The following is an 18189-nucleotide window of genomic DNA, read 5'->3' as shown; positions in this document are numbered from 1 at the left end:
CTTAGCGGTCCACGTCGGCCATAACGAAATCGATACTACCCAGGTACGCGATCAAGTCCGCGACCATGCTGCCTTTGATCACCGAAGGGATCTGCTGCAGGTGCGGGAAGCTTGGGGTGCGAATCCGGGTGCGGTAGCTCATGGTGCCGCCATCGCTCGTCAGGTAATAACTGTTGATGCCCTTGGTCGCTTCGATCATCTGGAAGGATTCGTTGGCCGGCATGACCGGGCCCCACGAAACTTGCAGGAAGTGCGTGATCAAGGTCTCGATGTGTTGCAGGGTGCGCTCTTTCGGTGGCGGCGTGGTCAGCGGGTGATCCGCCTTGTACGGGCCTTCCGGCATGTTGCGCATGCACTGCTCGATGATCTTCAGGCTCTGGCGCATTTCTTCGACACGCACGATGCAACGGTCGTAGGCATCGCCATTGGCCGCCAGCGGCACTTCGAATTCGAAGTTCTCGTAACCGGAGTACGGGCGAGCTTTACGCAGGTCGAAATCGCAACCGGTCGAACGCAGGCCGGAACCGGTGACGCCCCATTCCAGGGCTTCTTTGGTGTTGTAGGCGGCGACGCCGATGGTCCGGCCACGCAGGATGCTGTTGTCCAGTGCGGCTTTCTGGTATTCGTCCAGACGCTTTGGCATCCACTCGATGAAGTCTTTGACCAGTTTTTCCCAGCCGCGCGGCAGGTCGTGAGCGACGCCACCGATGCGGTACCAGGCCGGGTGCAGACGGAAGCCGGTAATGGCTTCGATCACCGTGTACGCCTTCTGACGGTCGGTGAACGTGAAGAACACCGGGGTCATGGCGCCGACGTCCTGGATGTAAGTCCCCAGGAACAGCAGGTGGCTGGTGATCCGGAAGAACTCGGCCATCATGATGCGGATGATGTCGACCTTCTCGGGCACCTTGATACCGGCCAGCTTCTCGACCGAGAGCACGTACGGCAGGTTGTTCATCACGCCGCCGAGGTAGTCGATACGGTCGGTGTACGGAATGAAGCTGTGCCAGGACTGACGCTCGGCCATCTTCTCGGCACCACGGTGGTGGTAACCGACGTCCGGTACGCAATCGACGATCTCTTCACCGTCCAGCTGCAGAATGATGCGGAACGCACCGTGCGCGGAAGGGTGGTTAGGACCGAGGTTGAGGAACATGTAGTCCTCGTTCGCACCGGAACGCTTCATGCCCCAGTCTTCAGGCTTGAAGCGCGCGGCTTCTTCCTCAAGCTGTTGCTTGGCCAGGGTCAGGCTGAACGGGTCGAACTCGGTGGCACGGGCCGGGAAGTCCTTGCGCAGCGGGTGACCTTCCCAGGTCGGCGGCATCATGATGCGGGTCAGGTGCGGGTGACCGGCAAAGTTGATGCCGTACATGTCCCACACTTCACGCTCGTACCAGTTGGCGTTCGGCCAGATGCCGGTCACGGTCGGCACGCTGAGGTCGCTCTCGGACAAGGCGACCTTGATCATTACGTCACTATTACGTTCGATCGACATCAAGTGATAGAACACAGTGAAGTCGACGCCGCTAGGCAGCCCTTGACGCTTGGTGCGCAGACGCTCGTCCACGCCGTGCAGGTCATAGAGCATGACGTACGGCTTGGGCAGGTTGCGCAGGAAGGTCAGGACTTCGACGAGTTTGGCGCGGGCAACCCAAAGCACCGGCATGCCGGTGCGGGTAGGCTGGGCGGTGAACGCCTCGGGGCCAAAACGGTTGTTCAGTTCGACGACCACATCCTGGTCGTCTGCCTTATAAGGCGGGATGTACAGAGCACTGCCTGTAGTCATGGTTATTTATCGCTTTCGGTCAACGTAAAGAATGAAGCCAGGTTCTCGTTCTATAAAAGAAGCAGGTCTGGATCAGACTTCGTCGGGGCTGCGCAGGTTGGTGACTGCGATTCGCTGTTCGCGGCGCTGTTCCTTTTGCGAAGGCATCTCGGCGCGGTACACGCCTTGATCGCCGACGACCCAGGAAAGTGGGCGACGCTCCTGTCCAATCGACTCTTGCAAGAGCATCAAGCCTTGCAGAAAAGCTTCAGGGCGGGGCGGGCAGCCAGGCACGTAGACGTCCACAGGCAGGAACTTGTCCACCCCTTGAACGACTGAGTAGATGTCGTACATGCCACCGGAGTTGGCGCACGAACCCATGGAGATAACCCATTTAGGTTCGAGCATTTGCTCGTAGAGACGCTGAATGATCGGCGCCATCTTGATGAAGCAGGTACCGGCGATAACCATGAAGTCCGCCTGACGCGGCGATGCCCGGATAACCTCGGCGCCAAAGCGCGCGATGTCGTGGGGCGCCGTGAAGGCGGTGGTCATTTCCACGTAGCAGCACGAAAGGCCGAAGTTGTACGGCCACAGGGAGTTCTTGCGCCCCCAGTTGATCGTGCCGTTAAGCACGTCTTCGAGCTTGCCCATGAAAATGTTTTTGTGAACTTGATCTTCTAACGGATCGGAAACGGTTTCCCGTTCGCCAATCGGATACTGCTCGTTAGGAGCATCGGGGTCGATCCTGGTGAGATTGTATTGCATTGCCAAAGCCTCATTGTTTCAGCTTCGCTTGCCGCTTACGACGAGCTTCCGGAGCCCAGTCAAGGGCGCCCACTCGGAATAGGTAGACAAGGCCTGCCAACAGAATTGCTATGAAAACGAGAGCTTCGACGAATCCGGTCCAGCCGCTTTCGCGGACGGACACAGACCAGGCAAAGAGAAAAAGGGCTTCGATATCGAAGATCACGAAGAGCATCGCGACCAGATAGAATTTTGCAGAGAGCCGCAGACGGGCGCCACCTGTAGGCAGCATGCCGGATTCGAACGGTTCGTTTTTGCTGCGGCCCCAGGCTTTTGACCCGAGGAGGCTGGAGACGCCGAGCATGAAGGCACAAAGGCCGACGACGCCCAGAAGGAAAATGGCAAAGCCCCAGTTGTGGGCCATGAGTCCTGTCGCTTCGGGCATGCTGGTAATCCTTAACAGAGAGCAAAGGTCTCTGAGCTTGAAAAGAAACAAAGCAGTGACGATATGTCGCAGCAATCAATCCCGCTGATTTTATGGCACAACACCGTGCAAGTAAAATTCCTATAGCGAAATTATTTACAGGAATAAGGACATAGCGCACCTCCAAAGCTCCGCAGCCCATGCGGTTAGGGCATTAGCCGGGATTTCATCAATATTGTTTTGTTGGGAATGTAACGAACATAGTCGCGTCTAAATGATAATCAATATTGTTTGCGGTGGTTTTTAAACTGCTTAACGGGTAGGTGGCCGGGAAGTTGCCTTACATGCGCGTTACTGCAAGTAGCGAGTGGAGTCGTTTTACCTTCTTTTCCTGATCGAGAAAATGCTCAGGATCAAGGTTTTTTTACCCTGAGCCGCCACCGACCACTGTGGGAGCGAGCTTGCTCGCGATAGCGGTTTTTTCAGTCAGCACCCATCTTGGATGTGCTGACGTCATCGCGAGCAAGCTCGCTCCCACAGGAGATTTGCGGTGTTTGTAGATCGCAGGCAAAAAAAAACACCCCGAACCAGTCTGGGCGTCAGATGTGCGACGTTGCGGTCAGCTTTTTGGTCGGTCCGCAATGGCCGGCCGACCTCCGGGGTTCAAACGCAGCTGTGACCCCCATCGATGACCAGATCAGCACCGGTCATCCAGGATGACTCGTCAGATGCCAAAAGGATGGCCGCGCCTGCCATATCTGAAGGAATTCCGGCACGCTGCATGGGAATCTCCTTTTTTCTGTTCTGCCAAATCTCCGGCGCGTCCCGCCATTGGTTGGCGTTGCCACTGGTCGCGGTCAGTCCGGGTGAAATCGTGTTGACTCTGATGCCATGGGGGGCCAGTTCCACCGCGCAGCTTCGTGTAAGCATCGAGAGCGCCGCTTTGCTTGCCTGATAAGCCGACATTCGGCTGACGGCCTTGAAAGCGCTGACGGATGAAATGTTAATGACACTGCCGCCCTGACGGCGAGCGATACAGCCTTTTGCGAAGCGTTGAGTCGCAAAAAAAGGAAAGCGGAGATTGACTGCCAGGGTTTGTTCGTACTCGTCGCCGCCCAGTTCCAGAAATGGAGTGCGGGTGATAAACGCGGGATTATTTACGAGTATATCTATGGGGCCGATGGTAGCGTGCGCTTCCTCAAAGAGTGTCTCGATGCGAATGCTCGCGGCATCCATGAGGGTGAAACTGGCGTGCTGGCCCAGGTGCTCGGCTAACTCAATGACTTCACGAGCCGCAACTTCATCGGTGAGCGCGGTAATGAAAACATCGGCGCCCTCGGCAATGAAGGCTTCGGCTATCGCCCTTCCAATACCTGACGATGCGCCTGTTATAAGCGCTCGTTTACCTCTTAGTCTTCCATTCATGAGTGGTTCTCCGTGATACCAGATTGCAGGGCATACAATTGAAAGTTGAATGCGAGGCAATGCTTGAACATAGACCGCTCGCCAACTTTCGCTAGCGTGAAATCCAATAATAGAACCTATGTTTGTTTCTTTGTGTTGCGAAGCGACGTGGGTTGTTTTACGGGGGGGCGGGAAAGGTCGGCTAATGTGATAGGGCAGATGGATGTGATTTTTAAGAGTATTCCTACAGACCATTCATTAACTGATGAAGGGATTTTCTTGAGTGCGCGTAAATACTGTAATTGTGACATTGATGGTGAGCTGTTGTTAGGTAAGCTCTATGGCTAGCTAGATAGGTGTGTTGCATGGGGTGTTTGTTTTATTTATTGGTGCGCGGCGTTGTCGTGAAGTAGCCATGAGTGCCAGCTTGTAAGTGTTCTTGTTATATAGGCTTATATAGAGGTCGTGTATGTCAGAGCAACGAAATAAGTATATTAATACCGCCGGGGTCGTCGAAATTGGTAATCCGTCCTGGGCGCTGGCGCAAAACTCGGGGTTGACCGATTTGAGTGTCAAACATACTTCGCAGGGGCGTATGCAGGACCAGAATGGCCATCTATTCATGAATATGTGCTCTTGTTCATATTTGGGGCTTGAGGTCGATGAGCGTCTGGCGCGCCGTGCCGCCGATTATGTGCTGAGTAGCGGTACTGTAAATCTGCCCACCTCGCGCATCAGAATAAGATTGAAAGAGCTCGACGAGCTTGAAGACGCCTTGTCCGCGCATTTCAGTTGTCGAGCGTTTACCGCGACTTCCTGCAGTGCGGGCATCGTTGCGTCTTTGCCCCTCCTGGCAGCTGGCATGTTTACCGAGGGGCAGCGCCCCGTTTTGATCTTTGATAAACATGCCCATTTTGCACTGAATCAGGTCAAGGCCATCTGTGGTGATGAAACGCAGGTTTTCACGTGCAATCACAACGATGTCGATTTTATTGAGGATATGTGCAAGCGCCATCCTTTGGTCGCATATGTTGCTGACGGTGCATACAGCATGGGGGGAAGTGCGCCTATTGAGCGGTTGTTGGCGTTGCAGGATAAGTATGGGCTGTTTCTCTATTTCGATGACTCACATTCATTAAGTGCCTATGGCGAGCGGGGTGAGGGCTATATTCGTACTTTCATGCCTGAACTCAATCCTCGAACCCTACTGGTTTATTCATTGGCCAAGGCATTCGGTGCCAATGGTGGCGGTATATTCATGTCGGAGAAGGCCAGCTATCAAAGTGTTTTCCGTCGCTTTGGCGGGCCAATGTCCTATTCTCAATATATAAATCCCGCCGCTATAGGTGCGGCCATGGCTTCCCTGGATATTCATAAGACCAGTGAGCTTGGTGATCTGCAGGAGAAACTCGGTTCCAATATTCGTCTGTTCGACAGTTTGTTCGAGACGGAACACGCGGGATCGGGTCTACCGATTCGGGTTATTCCATTGGACAGTCCGGATATGGCGATTAGCGTTTCCGAGGGTGTCTTCAAACGAGGGTATTACACCTCAGCCGTGTTCTTTCCCATTGTGGCCAGGAATAAATCCGGTCTACGCGTGATGTTGCGTGCCGATATGTCGCAAGAAGATGTCCGGAGTTTTTGTTCCGCTGTCAGGGCTGAGGTCGAAGAGGCCCGCTTGAACCTGAAACCTGTACAGCGTTGAGAGGTTGCTATGACTAATCCGACACCAAGAAGTTTATTGTATTGCTCTGCCTTGCACCCTGAGCAATATGCCAAGAGTGCCATGACGGATGTCATGGTGATTGATCTGGAGGACGGTGTTCCGCTCCCCAGGAAAGCTGAAGCCCGGTTGTGTGTCGAGCAGTTCTATCGATCCCATGTTGCACAGCGTACGGCACTGCGAATCAATCCTTTGCGTGATAATCAAGGGTTGCTCGATCTGCTGCTGTTGCAATCAATTGAACAGCGACCCGAGTTCATCGTCCTGGCAATGACCGAAGCGGCGGCCGAGATAGAGGTAGTGCGCGCCAATTTAAGTCGTCATGGAGAAAGTCCGAAAATCCTGGTCACCGTCGAAACACCGGCCTGTCTTCGGGATATTTACGCCATTGCATCCAGCGCCGACGGACTGATCTTTGGTTCCGCCGACTATGCGGCCAGCCTGGGTGTGCAGATTGGTGGGTGGAGCAACATCCTGCATGCGCGTGGGAGCATCGTCGCGGCCGCCAGCGCAGCGGGTATTCCCGCGTTCGACACCGCTTACTTCAATCTCGATGACGAAGCAGGGCTACTGAAGGAATGCCAGGACACCCGTGAGTTGGGATTCAGTGGCAAGACCTCCATTCACCCAAGGCAGATCCCCATCATCAATGAGGTGTTTACCCCTTCCATCGCTGAGTACGAACATGCCCTGGCCGTTGTGCAGGCTGCGCAAAGCAGTGGTGAAAAAATCACCCGGTTGAAGAATCTAATGGTGGGGCCGCCATTCGTGAAGCAAGCCCGCAAACTCATCCAGCGCGCCCGGGAACTGGGTCTTTGAGGAGAACGCCATGGAACCGATGATTCTCGCCCACGAACGGATCGGTGCTAACCGCTACCGTGAGTCTTATGGGCTGCATTACGAGGAGTTTGTGGTGGGGGATGTGTTCGAGCACCGCCCCGGCCGTACTGTGACTGAGCTGGATAACATTTGGCAGTCACTGATGAACATGAACAACCATCCGGCACATATCGATGTTGCTTATGTACAGCGCACCGAGTTCGAAAAGTTGCTGGTCAACAGTTCGGTGACATTGTCGATCATCAGCGGCATGACGGTAGCGACAATGAGCGCCCGGGCGATCGCCAACCTGGGCTGGGACGAAATACGCCTGCCCAATCCGGTCTATGTCGGCGACACCTTGTACGCCGAGAGCGAGGTTGTCTCCAAGCGTGAATCCCGGTCGCGTCCGGGCCAAGGCATCGTCACCATCAGGGTCATTGGTCGTAAGCAGGATGCCACTCCCGTGATCACTTACCTGCGCACCTTTCTGGTTCCAAAGCAGGGTCATTCCCAGGACTACCCCGTCGGCTAGACGTCTGGCTTCAGTAGTGTTTCAGCCACCGGGATTGCAATGCCGGTGACTGGAGGCACTCAAGCATGAGTGCTGCCGGCCCGAGGATGGCCGGTACCTTCGAAATGCTTTGATGGAAAAGGAAAAGCCATGCTGCTTCTTAATCGCGAAGATATCGGGCGTTGTGTCGAGTTGCCAAGGCTTGTTCGCGCACTCGAAAAAGCCCACCGAGCCTTTTCACTCGCGGCCCCCGTGGTTCCCCAGCGCTCGATCATCACTCACGAGCGACAAAAAGCATTTTCTTTGTTCATGCCGGCCTTCTTGCCCGCAAGCCAGACGCTGGGCATCAAAGTCTCTTCGTTTCATCCCGGCAACGTTGTGCGCGGGCTCTCGGCGGTCAATGGCGCGGTCTTGCTGATCGATATCGAAAGCGGAAGGTTATTGGCGATGCTCGACAGTGCAACCCTGACGGCGATTCGCACCAGCGCCATGAGTGCGCTGGCGACGGACAAGCTCTGCCTGCGAGTGCGGCTCAATCTGGCGGTGATGGGGGCTGGGGCTCAGGCCGCGGCACATATCAAGGCGATGGCAGCTATCAGGGATCTTGGGCGGATCAGGATATTTTCCCGTTGTCTGGCCCGCAGTGTTGCTTTGGCCGAACGTTTGTCCATTGAGCTTTCGCAGCCGATCGAGGCTGTCGAGCGTATGGAGGATGCGTTGGCTGACGCGGACATTGTCTGCACGACAACCTCCCATGACAGTCCGCTGCCTTTGATTGGGGCGCATCAGCTCAAACCCGATGCCCATATCAATGCCATCGGCGGCAGTACGCTGCAGGCGTGCGAGGTCGATCCCCGGTTGCTGGGCAATGCTCAGGTTCATGTCGATCATTTGGACGCCGCATGCCGCGAGTCGGGCGAAATTGCTCAGGCGTTGGCGTTGTCGGTGATTGATCGCAAGGATATCCGCGAGATCAGCGCCTTGGCTGTCGAGCAGCCTTCGCCGGTAACCCGGAAACAGGGGCTGAGTTACTTCCGCAGCGTCGGACATGCCAGCCAGGACATGGTGGTCGCTGCCTGCCTGTATGACGCGGCCAGGGCTGGGCGCATCGGCAAACAGTGCGACTACCTCAACGCCTGAGAGTCGCCAGGCGCGAAATTTTGAATCGGCAGTGCTACTGACTAGGGAAGGAAGAGGTGCCCATGAATATTCTGATGATCGATTCGCAGAGGGTGAATTATGTCGAGCCAGGGGAGTATGCCCCGGGTTCGGAGCATCGGCACTATAGCCTGGAGGTGACATCGCGACCTTCGGATGAGCAATTGGCCCGGGCCGACGGGATCATCGCCTTTCATTCGGTGGTCATCGATGCGCCGCTGGTTGCCAGGATGCACCGTTGCCGCGCGTTGGTTAAGGCAACCATCGGCCTCGATGATGTGGATGTCGAGGCGTTGAGCGCGAAAGGCATTGTTTGCTCCAACATCGGCGCTGTGGGGGCGGAGGAAGTTGCGGAGCACGCCATGGCGTTGATCCTCTTCGCCCAACGCAAGCTTTTCGACTACGCCAGGCACACTCGGCAGGGCGGCTGGAGCTGGCGAGCCCATACCGGCGAGGTGAAAGCCTGTGCAGACACGGTTCTGGGGGTGATTGGCTATGGCGCGACAGGGCGAGCGTTGGCGCGCAAAGCGGCAGCCTTGGGTTACCGGATCTGCTTTTACGATCCCGGGGTCGAGCGCTGTATCGAAGGTATTGCTCAGGGTGCCACGCTGGATTCGCTGCTCGATACGGCAGATGTCATCTCTCTGCATCTGCCTCTCACCCCGGACACCGTGCATTTAATGAACGATGCGAGATTTTCACGGATGAAGCACGGTGCGACCCTGGTCAATACCGCGCGAGGAGGCATCGTCGATACCGATGCTCTGCTCCGGGCCTTGCAGGCCGGGGTCGTGTCCATGGCTCTGCTGGATGTCGTGCAGGAGGAGCCGGCACCTCCCCAGGCCCTGATCGAACATGAGCGTGTGTTATTGACGCCGCATGCCGCGTTTTACAGCGGGCGTTCTCTGGCCCAATTGAAGGCCAATGCCCTGGAAACGATGCTGGGTCTGCTACAGGGGGAAATAGTCAAAACAGTGGTTAATCCCGATTGCGTATCGGGGGAGGCAAAGGGATATGCCTGAATTGAAACTGGCGGGACTTGAATCTTCCCGAGCCGGGTTGCCGGCCTGGTTCGACGTGGCGATCGGCAACAGCATTGTTCAATACGGTCAGCGCCTGGCGGCGCGACAACTTCTGGTCAATACACTGGGCAATGTCGCTGTACGCAGTCACTGCTCGTACTGGCAGCGCGACGTGATCTACACCAAACACCGCGGCATCTCCCTGGAAGAATGCGGTCTTGAACATCTGTCTGTGTTGGATATGCAATCCGATGAGCTTTTGTACGGTTGTATCAGACCCAGCCTGGGGCACCAGATGCACCGGGAAATCATGCGCTGCCGTGCTGATGTCAATGCCACGGTGCATCTTCATCCCAATGATGTCATTTCCTTTTTCGCCGTCATGCAGTGGCGTGAGATGGAGTACGTGTCGAACGACACGGCACTGGTCATGGGCAAGCCACCGTGCATTCTCGGTGCGGGTATGAATGTCGAGCTGGATGTCAGTGCGATTGGCTGCTGCGCCAATGACACCAACTGCATTGTGATGCCCAGTCATGGCATTACCTGTTTTGGCCGCGACCTGTCCGAGGCGTTTCATCGTGCCGTGGCATTCACTGCGGAAATCAGCCGGTTGATTACCAGCCAATACCTGTCGGCAGCCACGGGGAACGCAGTGGTGTATGCCAGCGGTGAAGAGGTCAGGCAGATGTATGAACTTGGCGAACAGGTGATTTATGGAGAGATGCACAAATGAAGTTTCACGATCACATCTCGGGTTCCGGATTATGGAAGGCGCCGGAGCGCGATCTTTCATCGGTATTGCTGGACCTGAATGAAAACCAGTTTTTACATGAGTTTCTGGCAGGGTTCATTGCCACCGAATTGAAGCCTCAGGATCTGTTTGCCTACCCCAATTATCAGCCGCTCCTTAGTGAGCTGGCAAAGTACTGCAAGGTTTCGACCGACAGTTTGCTGCTGACCAATGGGGCGGATCAGGCAATCGATCTGGTGATACGGTTACTGTTTTCGCCTGGGGATCGGGTAGTTGTTCCTTCTCCGGTTTTTTCCTTCTATTACCAGATGCTCGACGTCAATGGCGTGGTGCCGGTGATCGTGGGGTTCGAGAAACAATCCGAAAAATTCGTGCTGCCCATCGAGGCTGTACTCGAATCGTTGCAAACCAGCCAGGGACTGATCCTGTGCAACCCCAACAATCCCCTGGGCGTACGCATCGATCCTGAAAAATTGAGCGTTCTTATGGAGGCTTGTGTAAGGCAAGACAAGCCGATGATCGTTGACGAATGCTACTTTGAGTACCTGCAACAATCATGTCTGGATACGTTCAGTGCGGTCAGGCAGCTATTTGTCATTCGTTCGTTCTCCAAGTACTTCGGCCTTGCCGGGTTGCGCCTGGGGTATGTGGTCACGCGACCGGAATCAATCCGTGAACTGATGAAGGTGCGCGGCCCTTGGGATGTAAACCATGTGGCCGTAAAAGCCGGGTTGTTCTGCTTGCAGAATCAGGAGGCATTGCAGCAGGCGCACGACAATCTCGCGCAGATCAAGAGTGAAATTATCGAAGTCTGCCGGCCCAACGCGATCGTCGTGTACGAGAGCGATACGAACTTTCTGCTGGTGCAAGATGAGCACGATGGTCGTCTGGCCAACGCTTTCGCCCAGGCCAGTATCCGCGTCAGCAACTGTTCGCAGTACCCTCACAGCTTCGGCCTGCTCCACAACATGCTGCGTGTGGCTGTTCCTTCGTCGTCGGATCTCAAAACATTCCTGATGGCAATATTGCGTGGGAGCGGCAGTGCGGCTTGCTTGAGCGATGTGAAAATAGAGCGCCGGATTGACGAAAGACCAGCGTTGCGCGCTTGCGGAGCATCGAGGTGATCCTCAAGTGACGAGATTGCTCAAAAGGTTCGATCTGGCGGCGGGGATGCGCAATATCGTTCTTCTCCGGTTGCTGTTCGTCATGGCAAATGCGCTGGGGCCTTTTGCGGCCTTGTTTTTCCAGCGTCACTACCGACTCGACAGTTCGGCGGTGGCGTTGGTGATCACGCTGATGTCGGCGTTCTATCTGGTGGGCAATCTGTTGGGCGGGGCGCTGGTCGGTCGTTGTTCCTTCCGGGCACTATTGATCTGTACCTCGTCCTGTTCATCGTTGTTTTTGTTGTTCGCTGCCGTATTCAGCTCATCGATTGCATCCATTGTGATGGTGCTGTTGTTCATGTTGTGCGCGGGCCTGATCACGCCGGTATTCAGCATTCTCACGTCCTTGGCGGCGGACGAAAGCAATCGCGTCGCCTCTTTTGGCTATTTGCACCTGGCCAGCAATCTGGGGGGAGCGCTGCTGTTCGTGATGGGTGGGTACTTGCTCGGCCTCGACAGTCACTATCTGATGCTTTTTGCGATGGTCGCCAGTGTGCTGTGCCTTTTAGCGAGTGTCTTTCTGGCGCTGCCGGAACGCCAGGGCGCAGTGATTGAAGCCGGAAAGGCTTCCATTGGTGCGATGGTCGATGTGCCAAGGATCGTGATCGTTGCGGGCGCCATGTTCTTTGCGTTGTCTGTGCTGGACGCGCAGCGTGAATATCAGCTGCCTCTATGGCTTGATGGGGTGACGGCGGGGAAGGCTGCCGGCCTGTTCGGTGCGGTGGGTATCGTCAATGCGTTGCTGGTGATTGTGTTGACGCAACCACTGATTGCATTGACATCGCGTTTCGGCGCGCTCACCAATCTGTCCCTGGCGGCGGTTTTTTACGGTATCGGATTTGGCGCCTATGCCTTTTTCGAGCAGACCGTTCTGATCCTGTCGTTTGTTTTCTTCTGGACGCTGGGTGAGATTCTCGGCATCACCTACGTCACTGCGTTGATTGCGCAGAAAACCACATTGCAAACCCAGGCCAGTCTGTTTTCCCTTATTCCTACCGTGCTGGCCGGGGCGAGAATGGTCTCCGTAGGGCTGGGCGCCTCGTTGATCACCGGGATCGGTTTCCAGCTGAGCTGGAGCCTCTACGGTCTGGTGGGCATCCTGTTCGGAGGCGGCTTTCTTTTGGTTGCTGCCAGGAAGACTGCAGCGCCCCGTGTTCCATCGCCGGACAGGAGCTGAAGCAATCGACCGGCAACTTTTAAAGGAATGTGAGCCGATCGAAACATTTGTCGTTCAGCTCCCGCAATGTCAAGGGAACCGCTATGCGAGCGCAGTATGATCCGGCCTGGGTAGAAAGTACGGCGCAGGCCAAATGGCTTCAAGGTGATGTATTCAGAGCCGTCGAAGATGAAAGTCGGCCCAAGTTTTATGCCTGCTCGATGCTTCCTTATCCATCGGGCAAGTTGCATATGGGGCACGTACGCAACTATACGATCAACGACATGTTGGCTCGTCATTTACGTATGAAGGGATTCAACGTGCTGATGCCGATGGGGTGGGATGCTTTTGGTTTACCTGCAGAGAATGCGGCCATGCAGTCGGGTGTTTCTCCCGCGCAGTGGACTCGCCTGAACATTGCGGACATGAAGGCTCAACTGCAGCCCCTGGGACTGGCATTCGACTGGTCGCGCGAAATGGCCACCTGTGATCCGCAGTACTACAAGTGGAATCAGTGGTTCTTCCTGAAGCTGCGAGAAAAGGGCGTGGCCTACAAGAAAACCCAGATAGTCAATTGGGATCCTGTCGACCAGACGGTTCTGGCTAACGAGCAGGTGATCGACGGTCGGGGCTGGCGCTCGGGGGCGGTTGTCGAGAAGCGGGAAATTCCGGGGTATTACCTGCGCATCACTCAATATGCCGAAGAGTTGCTGTCAGCGATCGACACACTGGATGGTTGGCCCGACAGGGTTCGCACCATGCAGCGCAACTGGATCGGCAAGGTTAACGGCGTTCGTCTGGCATTTGCCCATCAGGTCCGGGATGCGTCGGAGCAGTTGATCGATGCAGGCAAGCTGTGGGTGTTCACAACGCGCGTGGATACGCTCATGGGGGTGACCTTTTGTGCTGTTTCTCCCGACCATGCGCTTTCCAGGCGTGCTCTGGAGCTTGACCCGAGTCTTGAGCCGCACGTGCGGGCCTGTCGTCAAGCGGTAGATGCCGGTCCTGCCTCTAGCGTACAAACCAAGGTTGGCGTTCCCAGCGGCTTGCATCTCGAGCACCCGTTGACCGGCGAGCCTGTCGCCCTGTGGATTACCAACTACGTGCTCAGCGAATATGGTGAAGGGGCCCTGATGGCCGTGCCTGCCCATGATGAGCGTGATTTCGACTTTGCCAATCAATACGGGTTGCCTGTTCGCCAGGTCATTGCCTCCGACGATCAGGAATACGCCCCCCGGGATTGGTCGGACAGCTATACCCGTCGGGACGGCCATCTCATCAACTCCGGCGTCTACGATGGGCTGACAGTCGTACAGGCCACCCAGGCCATCGTCGCTGCGTTGGTCGAGCGCGCAATGGGTGAGGAAACCACCACGTGGCGTCTGCGCGATTGGGGTATTTCACGGCAGCGTTACTGGGGAACCCCAATCCCCATTATCCATTGCGAACAATGTGGTGAAGTCCCGGTTCCTTATTCCGATCTGCCCGTGGTGTTACCCACCGATTGCATCCCCGACGGCCGCGCCAACCCGTTGCTGACGCATGATGAATTTCGCCACGTAGCTTGCCCTCGCTGCGCAGCTGCGGCGTTGCGTGAAACGGACACCATGGATACGTTTGTCGACTCAAGCTGGTATTTCATGCGCTATTGCGATCCCGACGGTGATGCCGCGATGGCAGGGCCTGGCGGCCGATACTGGTTGCCCATCGATCAATACATCGGCGGTATCGAACATGCGGTGCTGCATTTGCTTTACGCCAGATTCTGGACCCGGGCGATGCGTGATGAGGGGTTGGTGGCGTTCAGCGAACCGTTCAAGAACCTGTTCACCCAAGGCATGCTGTTGCGTGAAAGTTATTACCGGAAAGCGGACGACGGCGGTCGACGATGGTTTTATCCCGCAGAGGTGACCGTTGAGTACGATGAAAAAAGCCGCCCGGTAAAGGCTACGGCGCTTGAGGATGGTTTGCCCGTCGCCATTGGTGGCGTGGAAAAAATGTCCAAATCGAAGAACAACGTCGTCGAGCCGAAGGACATCATCAGCAAGTTCGGCGCCGACACTGCCCGTTTGTTTACCATTTTCGCGGGACCTCCCGACCAGAGCACGATCTGGAGCGACAGCGGGGTGGAAGGCGCTTATCGCTTCCTGCGCCGGTTATGGACGTTTGCCTACGACGATTATGCCCGGGATAGTGGGGATGATCGGATGGAGGACGTTGCCGAATCCAGTCGCGTGCGCTTTGAGATGCACCGTTTACTGCAGCAGATCAACAACGATTACGAACGGCTGCAATACAACACGGTCGTTTCAGGTGCGATGAAGATGCTCAAGGTGCTTGAGGGTGGCCGGGCTGCCGGCCCGCTGGTGGCCCGCGAAGGCATGGCGATCCTGTTGCAGGTTCTGCATCCCGTAACGCCGCACATCTCTCAGACGCTCTGGGCGGAACTGGGTTTTTCAGGTGACATCTACGACAGTTCGTGGCCTGTGCCAGATAGTGAAGCCTTGAAGCTGGACGAAGTAAAAATGATGGTTCAGGTCAATGGCAAGTTACGTGGGGCCATCGTGATCAAGTCTGATGCCGATCACGATGCCATACGGATCCAGGCATTGGCCGATCCACTGCTGCGCAGCTATCTGGAAGGCGCGAGCAGGATGATTGTGGTCCCCAACCGTCTGGTTAACTTCCTTCTCTGATTCAGGTCGCGTACACCGCTTGCGGGGTGGATCAATGTTTTTTGCCCCGGAGGGCCACTGTTTGCGGTGACCGGTAAATCAAAGGCAAAAAAAACGCCCCGAACCAGTCGGGGCGTCAGATATGCGGCGTTGCGGTTAGCTTTCTATTCGGTCCGCAACGGCCGTTTGCTCAGGTGAAGCAGATCAGTGGAACTGTTCTTCTTCAGTCGAACCGGTCAGCGCGGTTACCGAAGACGAGCCACCTTGAATCACGGTGGTCATGTCGTCGAAGTAGCCGGTGCCCACTTCCTGCTGGTGAGCCACGAAGGTGTAGCCCTTCGAAGCGTCAGCGAACTCTTGCTCTTGCAGCTTTACGTAGGCAGTCATGTCGTTACGGGCGTAGTCGTGCGCCAGGTTGAACATGCTGTGCCACATGTTGTGAATGCCGGCCAGGGTGATGAACTGGTGCTTGTAACCCATGGCGGACAGTTCGCGCTGGAACTTGGCGATGGTCGCGTCGTCCAGGTTTTTCTTCCAGTTGAAGGAAGGCGAGCAGTTGTACGACAGCAGTTGGTCCGGGTATTCCTTTTTGATCGCTTCAGCGAAGCGACGAGCCTCGTCCAGATCCGGCTTGGCGGTTTCGCACCAGATCAGGTCGGCGTACGGAGCGTAAGCCAGGCCGCGAGCGATTGCCTGGTCGAGACCGGCGCGCACTTTGTAGAAACCTTCCTGAGTACGTTCGCCAGTCACGAACGGCTGGTCGTACGGGTCGCAATCGGAAGTCAGCAGGTCAGCCGCGTTAGCGTCGGTACGAGCCAGAATGATGGTCGGAGTACCGGCAACGTCAGCTGCCAGACGAGCAGCGGTCAGCTTCTGTACAGCTTCCTGGGTAGGAACCAGTACCTTGCCGCCCATGTGGCCGCATTTTTTCACGGAAGCCAGTTGGTCTTCGAAGTGAACGCCGGCGGCGCCTGCTTCGATCATGCTTTTCATCAGCTCGTAAGCGTTCAGCACGCCGCCGAAACCGGCTTCAGCGTCAGCCACGATTGGAGCGAAGTAGTCGATGTAGCCTTCGTCACCCGGGCCTTTGCCGGCTTTCCACTGGATCTGGTCAGCACGACGGAACGAGTTGTTGATGCGCTTGACCACGGTTGGAACCGAATCCACCGGGTACAGCGACTGGTCCGGGTACATCGATTCGGCGGAGTTGTTGTCCGCAGCGACTTGCCAGCCCGACAGGTAGATTGCCTGGATACCGGCTTTAACTTGTTGTACAGCCTGGCCGCCGGTCAGGGCGCCCATGCAGTTGACGAAATCTTTATCAGGACGGAAGGACGGCTTGGCGCCCTGGGTTACCAGGTTCCAAAGCTTCTCGGCGCCCAATTTTGCAAAGGTGTGCTCAGGTTGAACCGAGCCACGCAGGCGGACGACGTCAGCAGCGGAGTAAGCGCGTGTCACGCCTTTCCAGCGTGGGTTTTCAGCCCAATCTTTTTCGAGGGCTGCAATTTGCTGTTCGCGTGTCAGTGCCATGGAGATAAACCTCGTCGCATAGGTCTGGGGTGGAAAATTCCTGCTCCTGCCAAATACGCAATATGAGAGATGCGTAAAAGGCTGCTCGCTGACCAGAAGCTTAGGTGGTCAAGTCGGATTCGGCGGGGATGGCGACGGGATGAACGATGGGCTCGAGGGGAAGTGAGCAGGTAAGGGCGAACTGTCGAGCGCATTCGGGCGTCGTGGGCCTTGGTACGAACTTCAGTGTGGAGCCGGGTTACCTAATTACGCTTCCGTCCCTCGGGACAACTTCGTTCCAGTCGGCAACCTCGTCAAACACACCTTGTGGGCGGTACAGACACGAAGCGGCTCGCGGGGTAGGTGCGAACGGCGCCTCGAAGGCCCTTGCCAGGGCCCCTGATTAGCGGGAGCGAGGCCATCATGCCTTTGCTTTTTTGTATCGTCAAACGTTTTGTAGTGCTTTTTTTATGGCACTACATCTTTGGTCTAATACGACTAATCAGTCAGTTTTCGGTGGTTTAGTCCAAAGTATCGACTTTCACCCGCAGGGTCATGTCATCACGACCCTGAGTCGAGTAGCTGCGGGTCTGACCCTGTTTGTCGGCCTGAGTCTGGCGGTTTACGCCGGCCAGGGTGATCCATTCACCCAGTCGTCCCGTGACAGTTGTGTCGGTACTTTGCACATTCACTACATCAGGGCGTTCCTGGCTCATTCGGTCACGGTTGGTACTGATCGCCAGATGAACGATGTCGCCGGTGACGCTGGCGGTGACGTAGAAACCCTGGGTGACGTTGCGGTATTCGGTCTGGCTGCGCAGGTCGCCGTAGGAATCGGTCTGGGTGCTGGTGAGCGGGACGCTCTGGCCGACCTGGATCAGTGCTGGCGTCCCTTCGCTGGCCTGGACCTGCTGAATCCCGCCGTCACGGCTGTCGGTGCTGCGATTGATGATGCGGGTCTGGCTTGGTTTGGCGCCATTCACCGAGTAACCCTGATCGCCCTGGAAGTTGTTTTCGTTGGTGTCGACAGTGATCAGCAGGCGCTTGGCGGCTACATCGAGTTGCGTGATCAAGGCTTTAAGTTCGTCGATCTTGCGCTGATCGGCATTGACGATCAGTTGGTTGCCGTAGGCGCTGACCTGGCCATCCTTGCCGATGAAATCCTGGGCCATCGGCAGCATGTCGGCACTGGTGCGGTAGTTCAGTGGCACGATCTCGGTGGCGGCCATGACCGAAAAACTGCAGGTCAACAGCAGCGTGGTGAGCAGGGTGCGTAGGGACATATCCGTTATCTCCGACATCTTGAAGTGTTGATATTGCCAGTTTGTCGGCCCGGCGTGGGGCAAGTTGAAT

General features: G+C 56.2%; 15 protein-coding genes. 9 read left to right on the top strand and 6 right to left on the bottom strand.

Annotated features, from left to right (window positions below):
- Position 1: 1 nt before the first annotated feature.
- The 4 genes from nuoC to ACMXYJ_RS23175 form a co-directional block, all read right to left on the bottom strand.
- Entirely contained in the window at positions 2-1786 is a 1785-nt protein-coding gene (nuoC, locus tag ACMXYJ_RS23190) for an NADH-quinone oxidoreductase subunit C/D (protein WP_415757089.1), read from the bottom strand.
- Positions 1787-1858: 72 nt separating this feature from the next.
- A complete protein-coding gene (locus tag ACMXYJ_RS23185; RefSeq protein WP_008146035.1) occupies positions 1859-2533 on the bottom strand; it encodes a NuoB/complex I 20 kDa subunit family protein in 675 nt (224 codons plus the stop codon).
- 10 nt (positions 2534-2543) lie between these two features.
- Positions 2544-2957, bottom strand: a complete 414-nt coding sequence (locus tag ACMXYJ_RS23180; protein WP_003223812.1) for an NADH-quinone oxidoreductase subunit A — start codon at positions 2955-2957, stop codon at positions 2544-2546.
- 642 nt (positions 2958-3599) lie between these two features.
- Positions 3600-4361, bottom strand: coding sequence for an SDR family NAD(P)-dependent oxidoreductase (locus tag ACMXYJ_RS23175; RefSeq protein ID WP_415757088.1), 762 nt, complete (start codon positions 4359-4361; stop codon positions 3600-3602).
- 448 nt (positions 4362-4809) lie between these two features.
- Here ACMXYJ_RS23175 and ACMXYJ_RS23170 point away from each other — a divergent pair, with 448 nt between their 5' ends.
- The 9 genes from ACMXYJ_RS23170 (at position 4810) to leuS (ending at position 15348) form a co-directional block, all read left to right on the top strand.
- Positions 4810-6048 carry an aminotransferase class I/II-fold pyridoxal phosphate-dependent enzyme gene (locus ACMXYJ_RS23170; protein WP_415757087.1) on the top strand — a complete coding sequence of 413 codons (1239 nt, stop codon included), beginning with the start codon at positions 4810-4812 and terminating at the stop codon, positions 6046-6048.
- A gap of 81 nt (positions 6049-6129) precedes the next feature.
- Complete coding sequence (locus ACMXYJ_RS23165) at positions 6130-6885, top strand: HpcH/HpaI aldolase/citrate lyase family protein (protein WP_415757086.1); 756 nt, start codon at positions 6130-6132, stop codon at positions 6883-6885.
- 10 nt (positions 6886-6895) lie between these two features.
- Positions 6896-7420 carry a MaoC family dehydratase gene (locus ACMXYJ_RS23160; RefSeq protein ID WP_415757085.1) on the top strand — a complete coding sequence of 175 codons (525 nt, stop codon included), beginning with the start codon at positions 6896-6898 and terminating at the stop codon, positions 7418-7420.
- 69 nt (positions 7421-7489) lie between these two features.
- The gene (locus ACMXYJ_RS23155; protein WP_415757084.1) at positions 7490-8539 is read left to right on the top strand and encodes an ornithine cyclodeaminase family protein; all 1050 of its coding nucleotides are present in this window, start codon (positions 7490-7492) and stop codon (positions 8537-8539) included.
- 62 nt (positions 8540-8601) lie between these two features.
- Positions 8602-9579: an NAD(P)-dependent oxidoreductase gene (locus tag ACMXYJ_RS23150; protein WP_415757083.1), complete on the top strand. Its 978-nt coding sequence runs from the start codon at positions 8602-8604 to the stop codon at positions 9577-9579.
- Entirely contained in the window at positions 9572-10315 is a 744-nt protein-coding gene (locus tag ACMXYJ_RS23145; RefSeq protein WP_415757082.1) for a class II aldolase/adducin family protein, read from the top strand. Before ACMXYJ_RS23150 ends, ACMXYJ_RS23145 begins: the two co-directional genes overlap by 8 nt.
- The gene (locus tag ACMXYJ_RS23140) at positions 10312-11457 is read left to right on the top strand and encodes a pyridoxal phosphate-dependent aminotransferase (RefSeq protein WP_415757081.1); all 1146 of its coding nucleotides are present in this window, start codon (positions 10312-10314) and stop codon (positions 11455-11457) included. Before ACMXYJ_RS23145 ends, ACMXYJ_RS23140 begins: the two co-directional genes overlap by 4 nt.
- Positions 11414-12673, top strand: a complete 1260-nt coding sequence (locus tag ACMXYJ_RS23135) for an MFS transporter (RefSeq protein WP_415757080.1) — start codon at positions 11414-11416, stop codon at positions 12671-12673. The genes ACMXYJ_RS23140 and ACMXYJ_RS23135 overlap by 44 nt, the downstream gene beginning before the upstream one ends.
- Before the next feature lie 83 nt (positions 12674-12756).
- Positions 12757-15348, top strand: a complete 2592-nt coding sequence (leuS, locus tag ACMXYJ_RS23130) for a leucine--tRNA ligase (RefSeq protein ID WP_415757079.1) — start codon at positions 12757-12759, stop codon at positions 15346-15348.
- Between the two features lie 183 nt (positions 15349-15531).
- On the opposite strand, the gene aceA is transcribed toward leuS, so the two are convergent.
- A complete protein-coding gene (aceA, locus tag ACMXYJ_RS23125; protein WP_033057066.1) occupies positions 15532-16857 on the bottom strand; it encodes an isocitrate lyase in 1326 nt (441 codons plus the stop codon).
- A 500-nt stretch (positions 16858-17357) separates the two neighbouring features.
- Positions 17358-18119: a secretin N-terminal domain-containing protein gene (locus tag ACMXYJ_RS23120; RefSeq protein WP_415757078.1), complete on the bottom strand. Its 762-nt coding sequence runs from the start codon at positions 18117-18119 to the stop codon at positions 17358-17360.
- Positions 18120-18189 lie beyond the last annotated feature (70 nt).

Source organism: Pseudomonas arabinosi (assembly GCF_047758675.1).
Classification (GTDB): Bacteria; Pseudomonadota; Gammaproteobacteria; order Pseudomonadales; family Pseudomonadaceae; genus Aquipseudomonas; species Aquipseudomonas arabinosi.
Note: the sequence above shows the minus strand (reverse complement) of the source record. Positions and strands in the feature narration are given on the sequence as shown.

Bases quoted from the DNA above. Each gene is read 5' to 3' on its own strand.
- nuoC (WP_415757089.1), bottom strand. From the start codon at position 1,786: ATGACTACAGGCAGTGCTCTGTACATCCCGCCTTATAAGGCAGACGAC.
- ACMXYJ_RS23185 (WP_008146035.1), bottom strand. From the start codon at position 2,533: ATGCAATACAATCTCACCAGGATCGACCCCGATGCTCCTAACGAGCAG.
- ACMXYJ_RS23180 (WP_003223812.1), bottom strand. From the start codon at position 2,957: ATGCCCGAAGCGACAGGACTCATGGCCCACAACTGGGGCTTTGCCATT.
- ACMXYJ_RS23175 (WP_415757088.1), bottom strand. From the start codon at position 4,361: ATGAATGGAAGACTAAGAGGTAAACGAGCGCTTATAACAGGCGCATCG.
- ACMXYJ_RS23170 (WP_415757087.1), top strand. From the start codon at position 4,810: ATGTCAGAGCAACGAAATAAGTATATTAATACCGCCGGGGTCGTCGAA.
- ACMXYJ_RS23165 (WP_415757086.1), top strand. From the start codon at position 6,130: ATGACGGATGTCATGGTGATTGATCTGGAGGACGGTGTTCCGCTCCCC.
- ACMXYJ_RS23160 (WP_415757085.1), top strand. From the start codon at position 6,896: ATGGAACCGATGATTCTCGCCCACGAACGGATCGGTGCTAACCGCTAC.
- ACMXYJ_RS23150 (WP_415757083.1), top strand. From the start codon at position 8,602: ATGAATATTCTGATGATCGATTCGCAGAGGGTGAATTATGTCGAGCCA.
- ACMXYJ_RS23145 (WP_415757082.1), top strand. From the start codon at position 9,572: ATGCCTGAATTGAAACTGGCGGGACTTGAATCTTCCCGAGCCGGGTTG.
- ACMXYJ_RS23140 (WP_415757081.1), top strand. From the start codon at position 10,312: ATGAAGTTTCACGATCACATCTCGGGTTCCGGATTATGGAAGGCGCCG.
- leuS (WP_415757079.1), top strand. From the start codon at position 12,757: ATGCGAGCGCAGTATGATCCGGCCTGGGTAGAAAGTACGGCGCAGGCC.
- aceA (WP_033057066.1), bottom strand. From the start codon at position 16,857: ATGGCACTGACACGCGAACAGCAAATTGCAGCCCTCGAAAAAGATTGG.
- ACMXYJ_RS23120 (WP_415757078.1), bottom strand. From the start codon at position 18,119: ATGTCCCTACGCACCCTGCTCACCACGCTGCTGTTGACCTGCAGTTTT.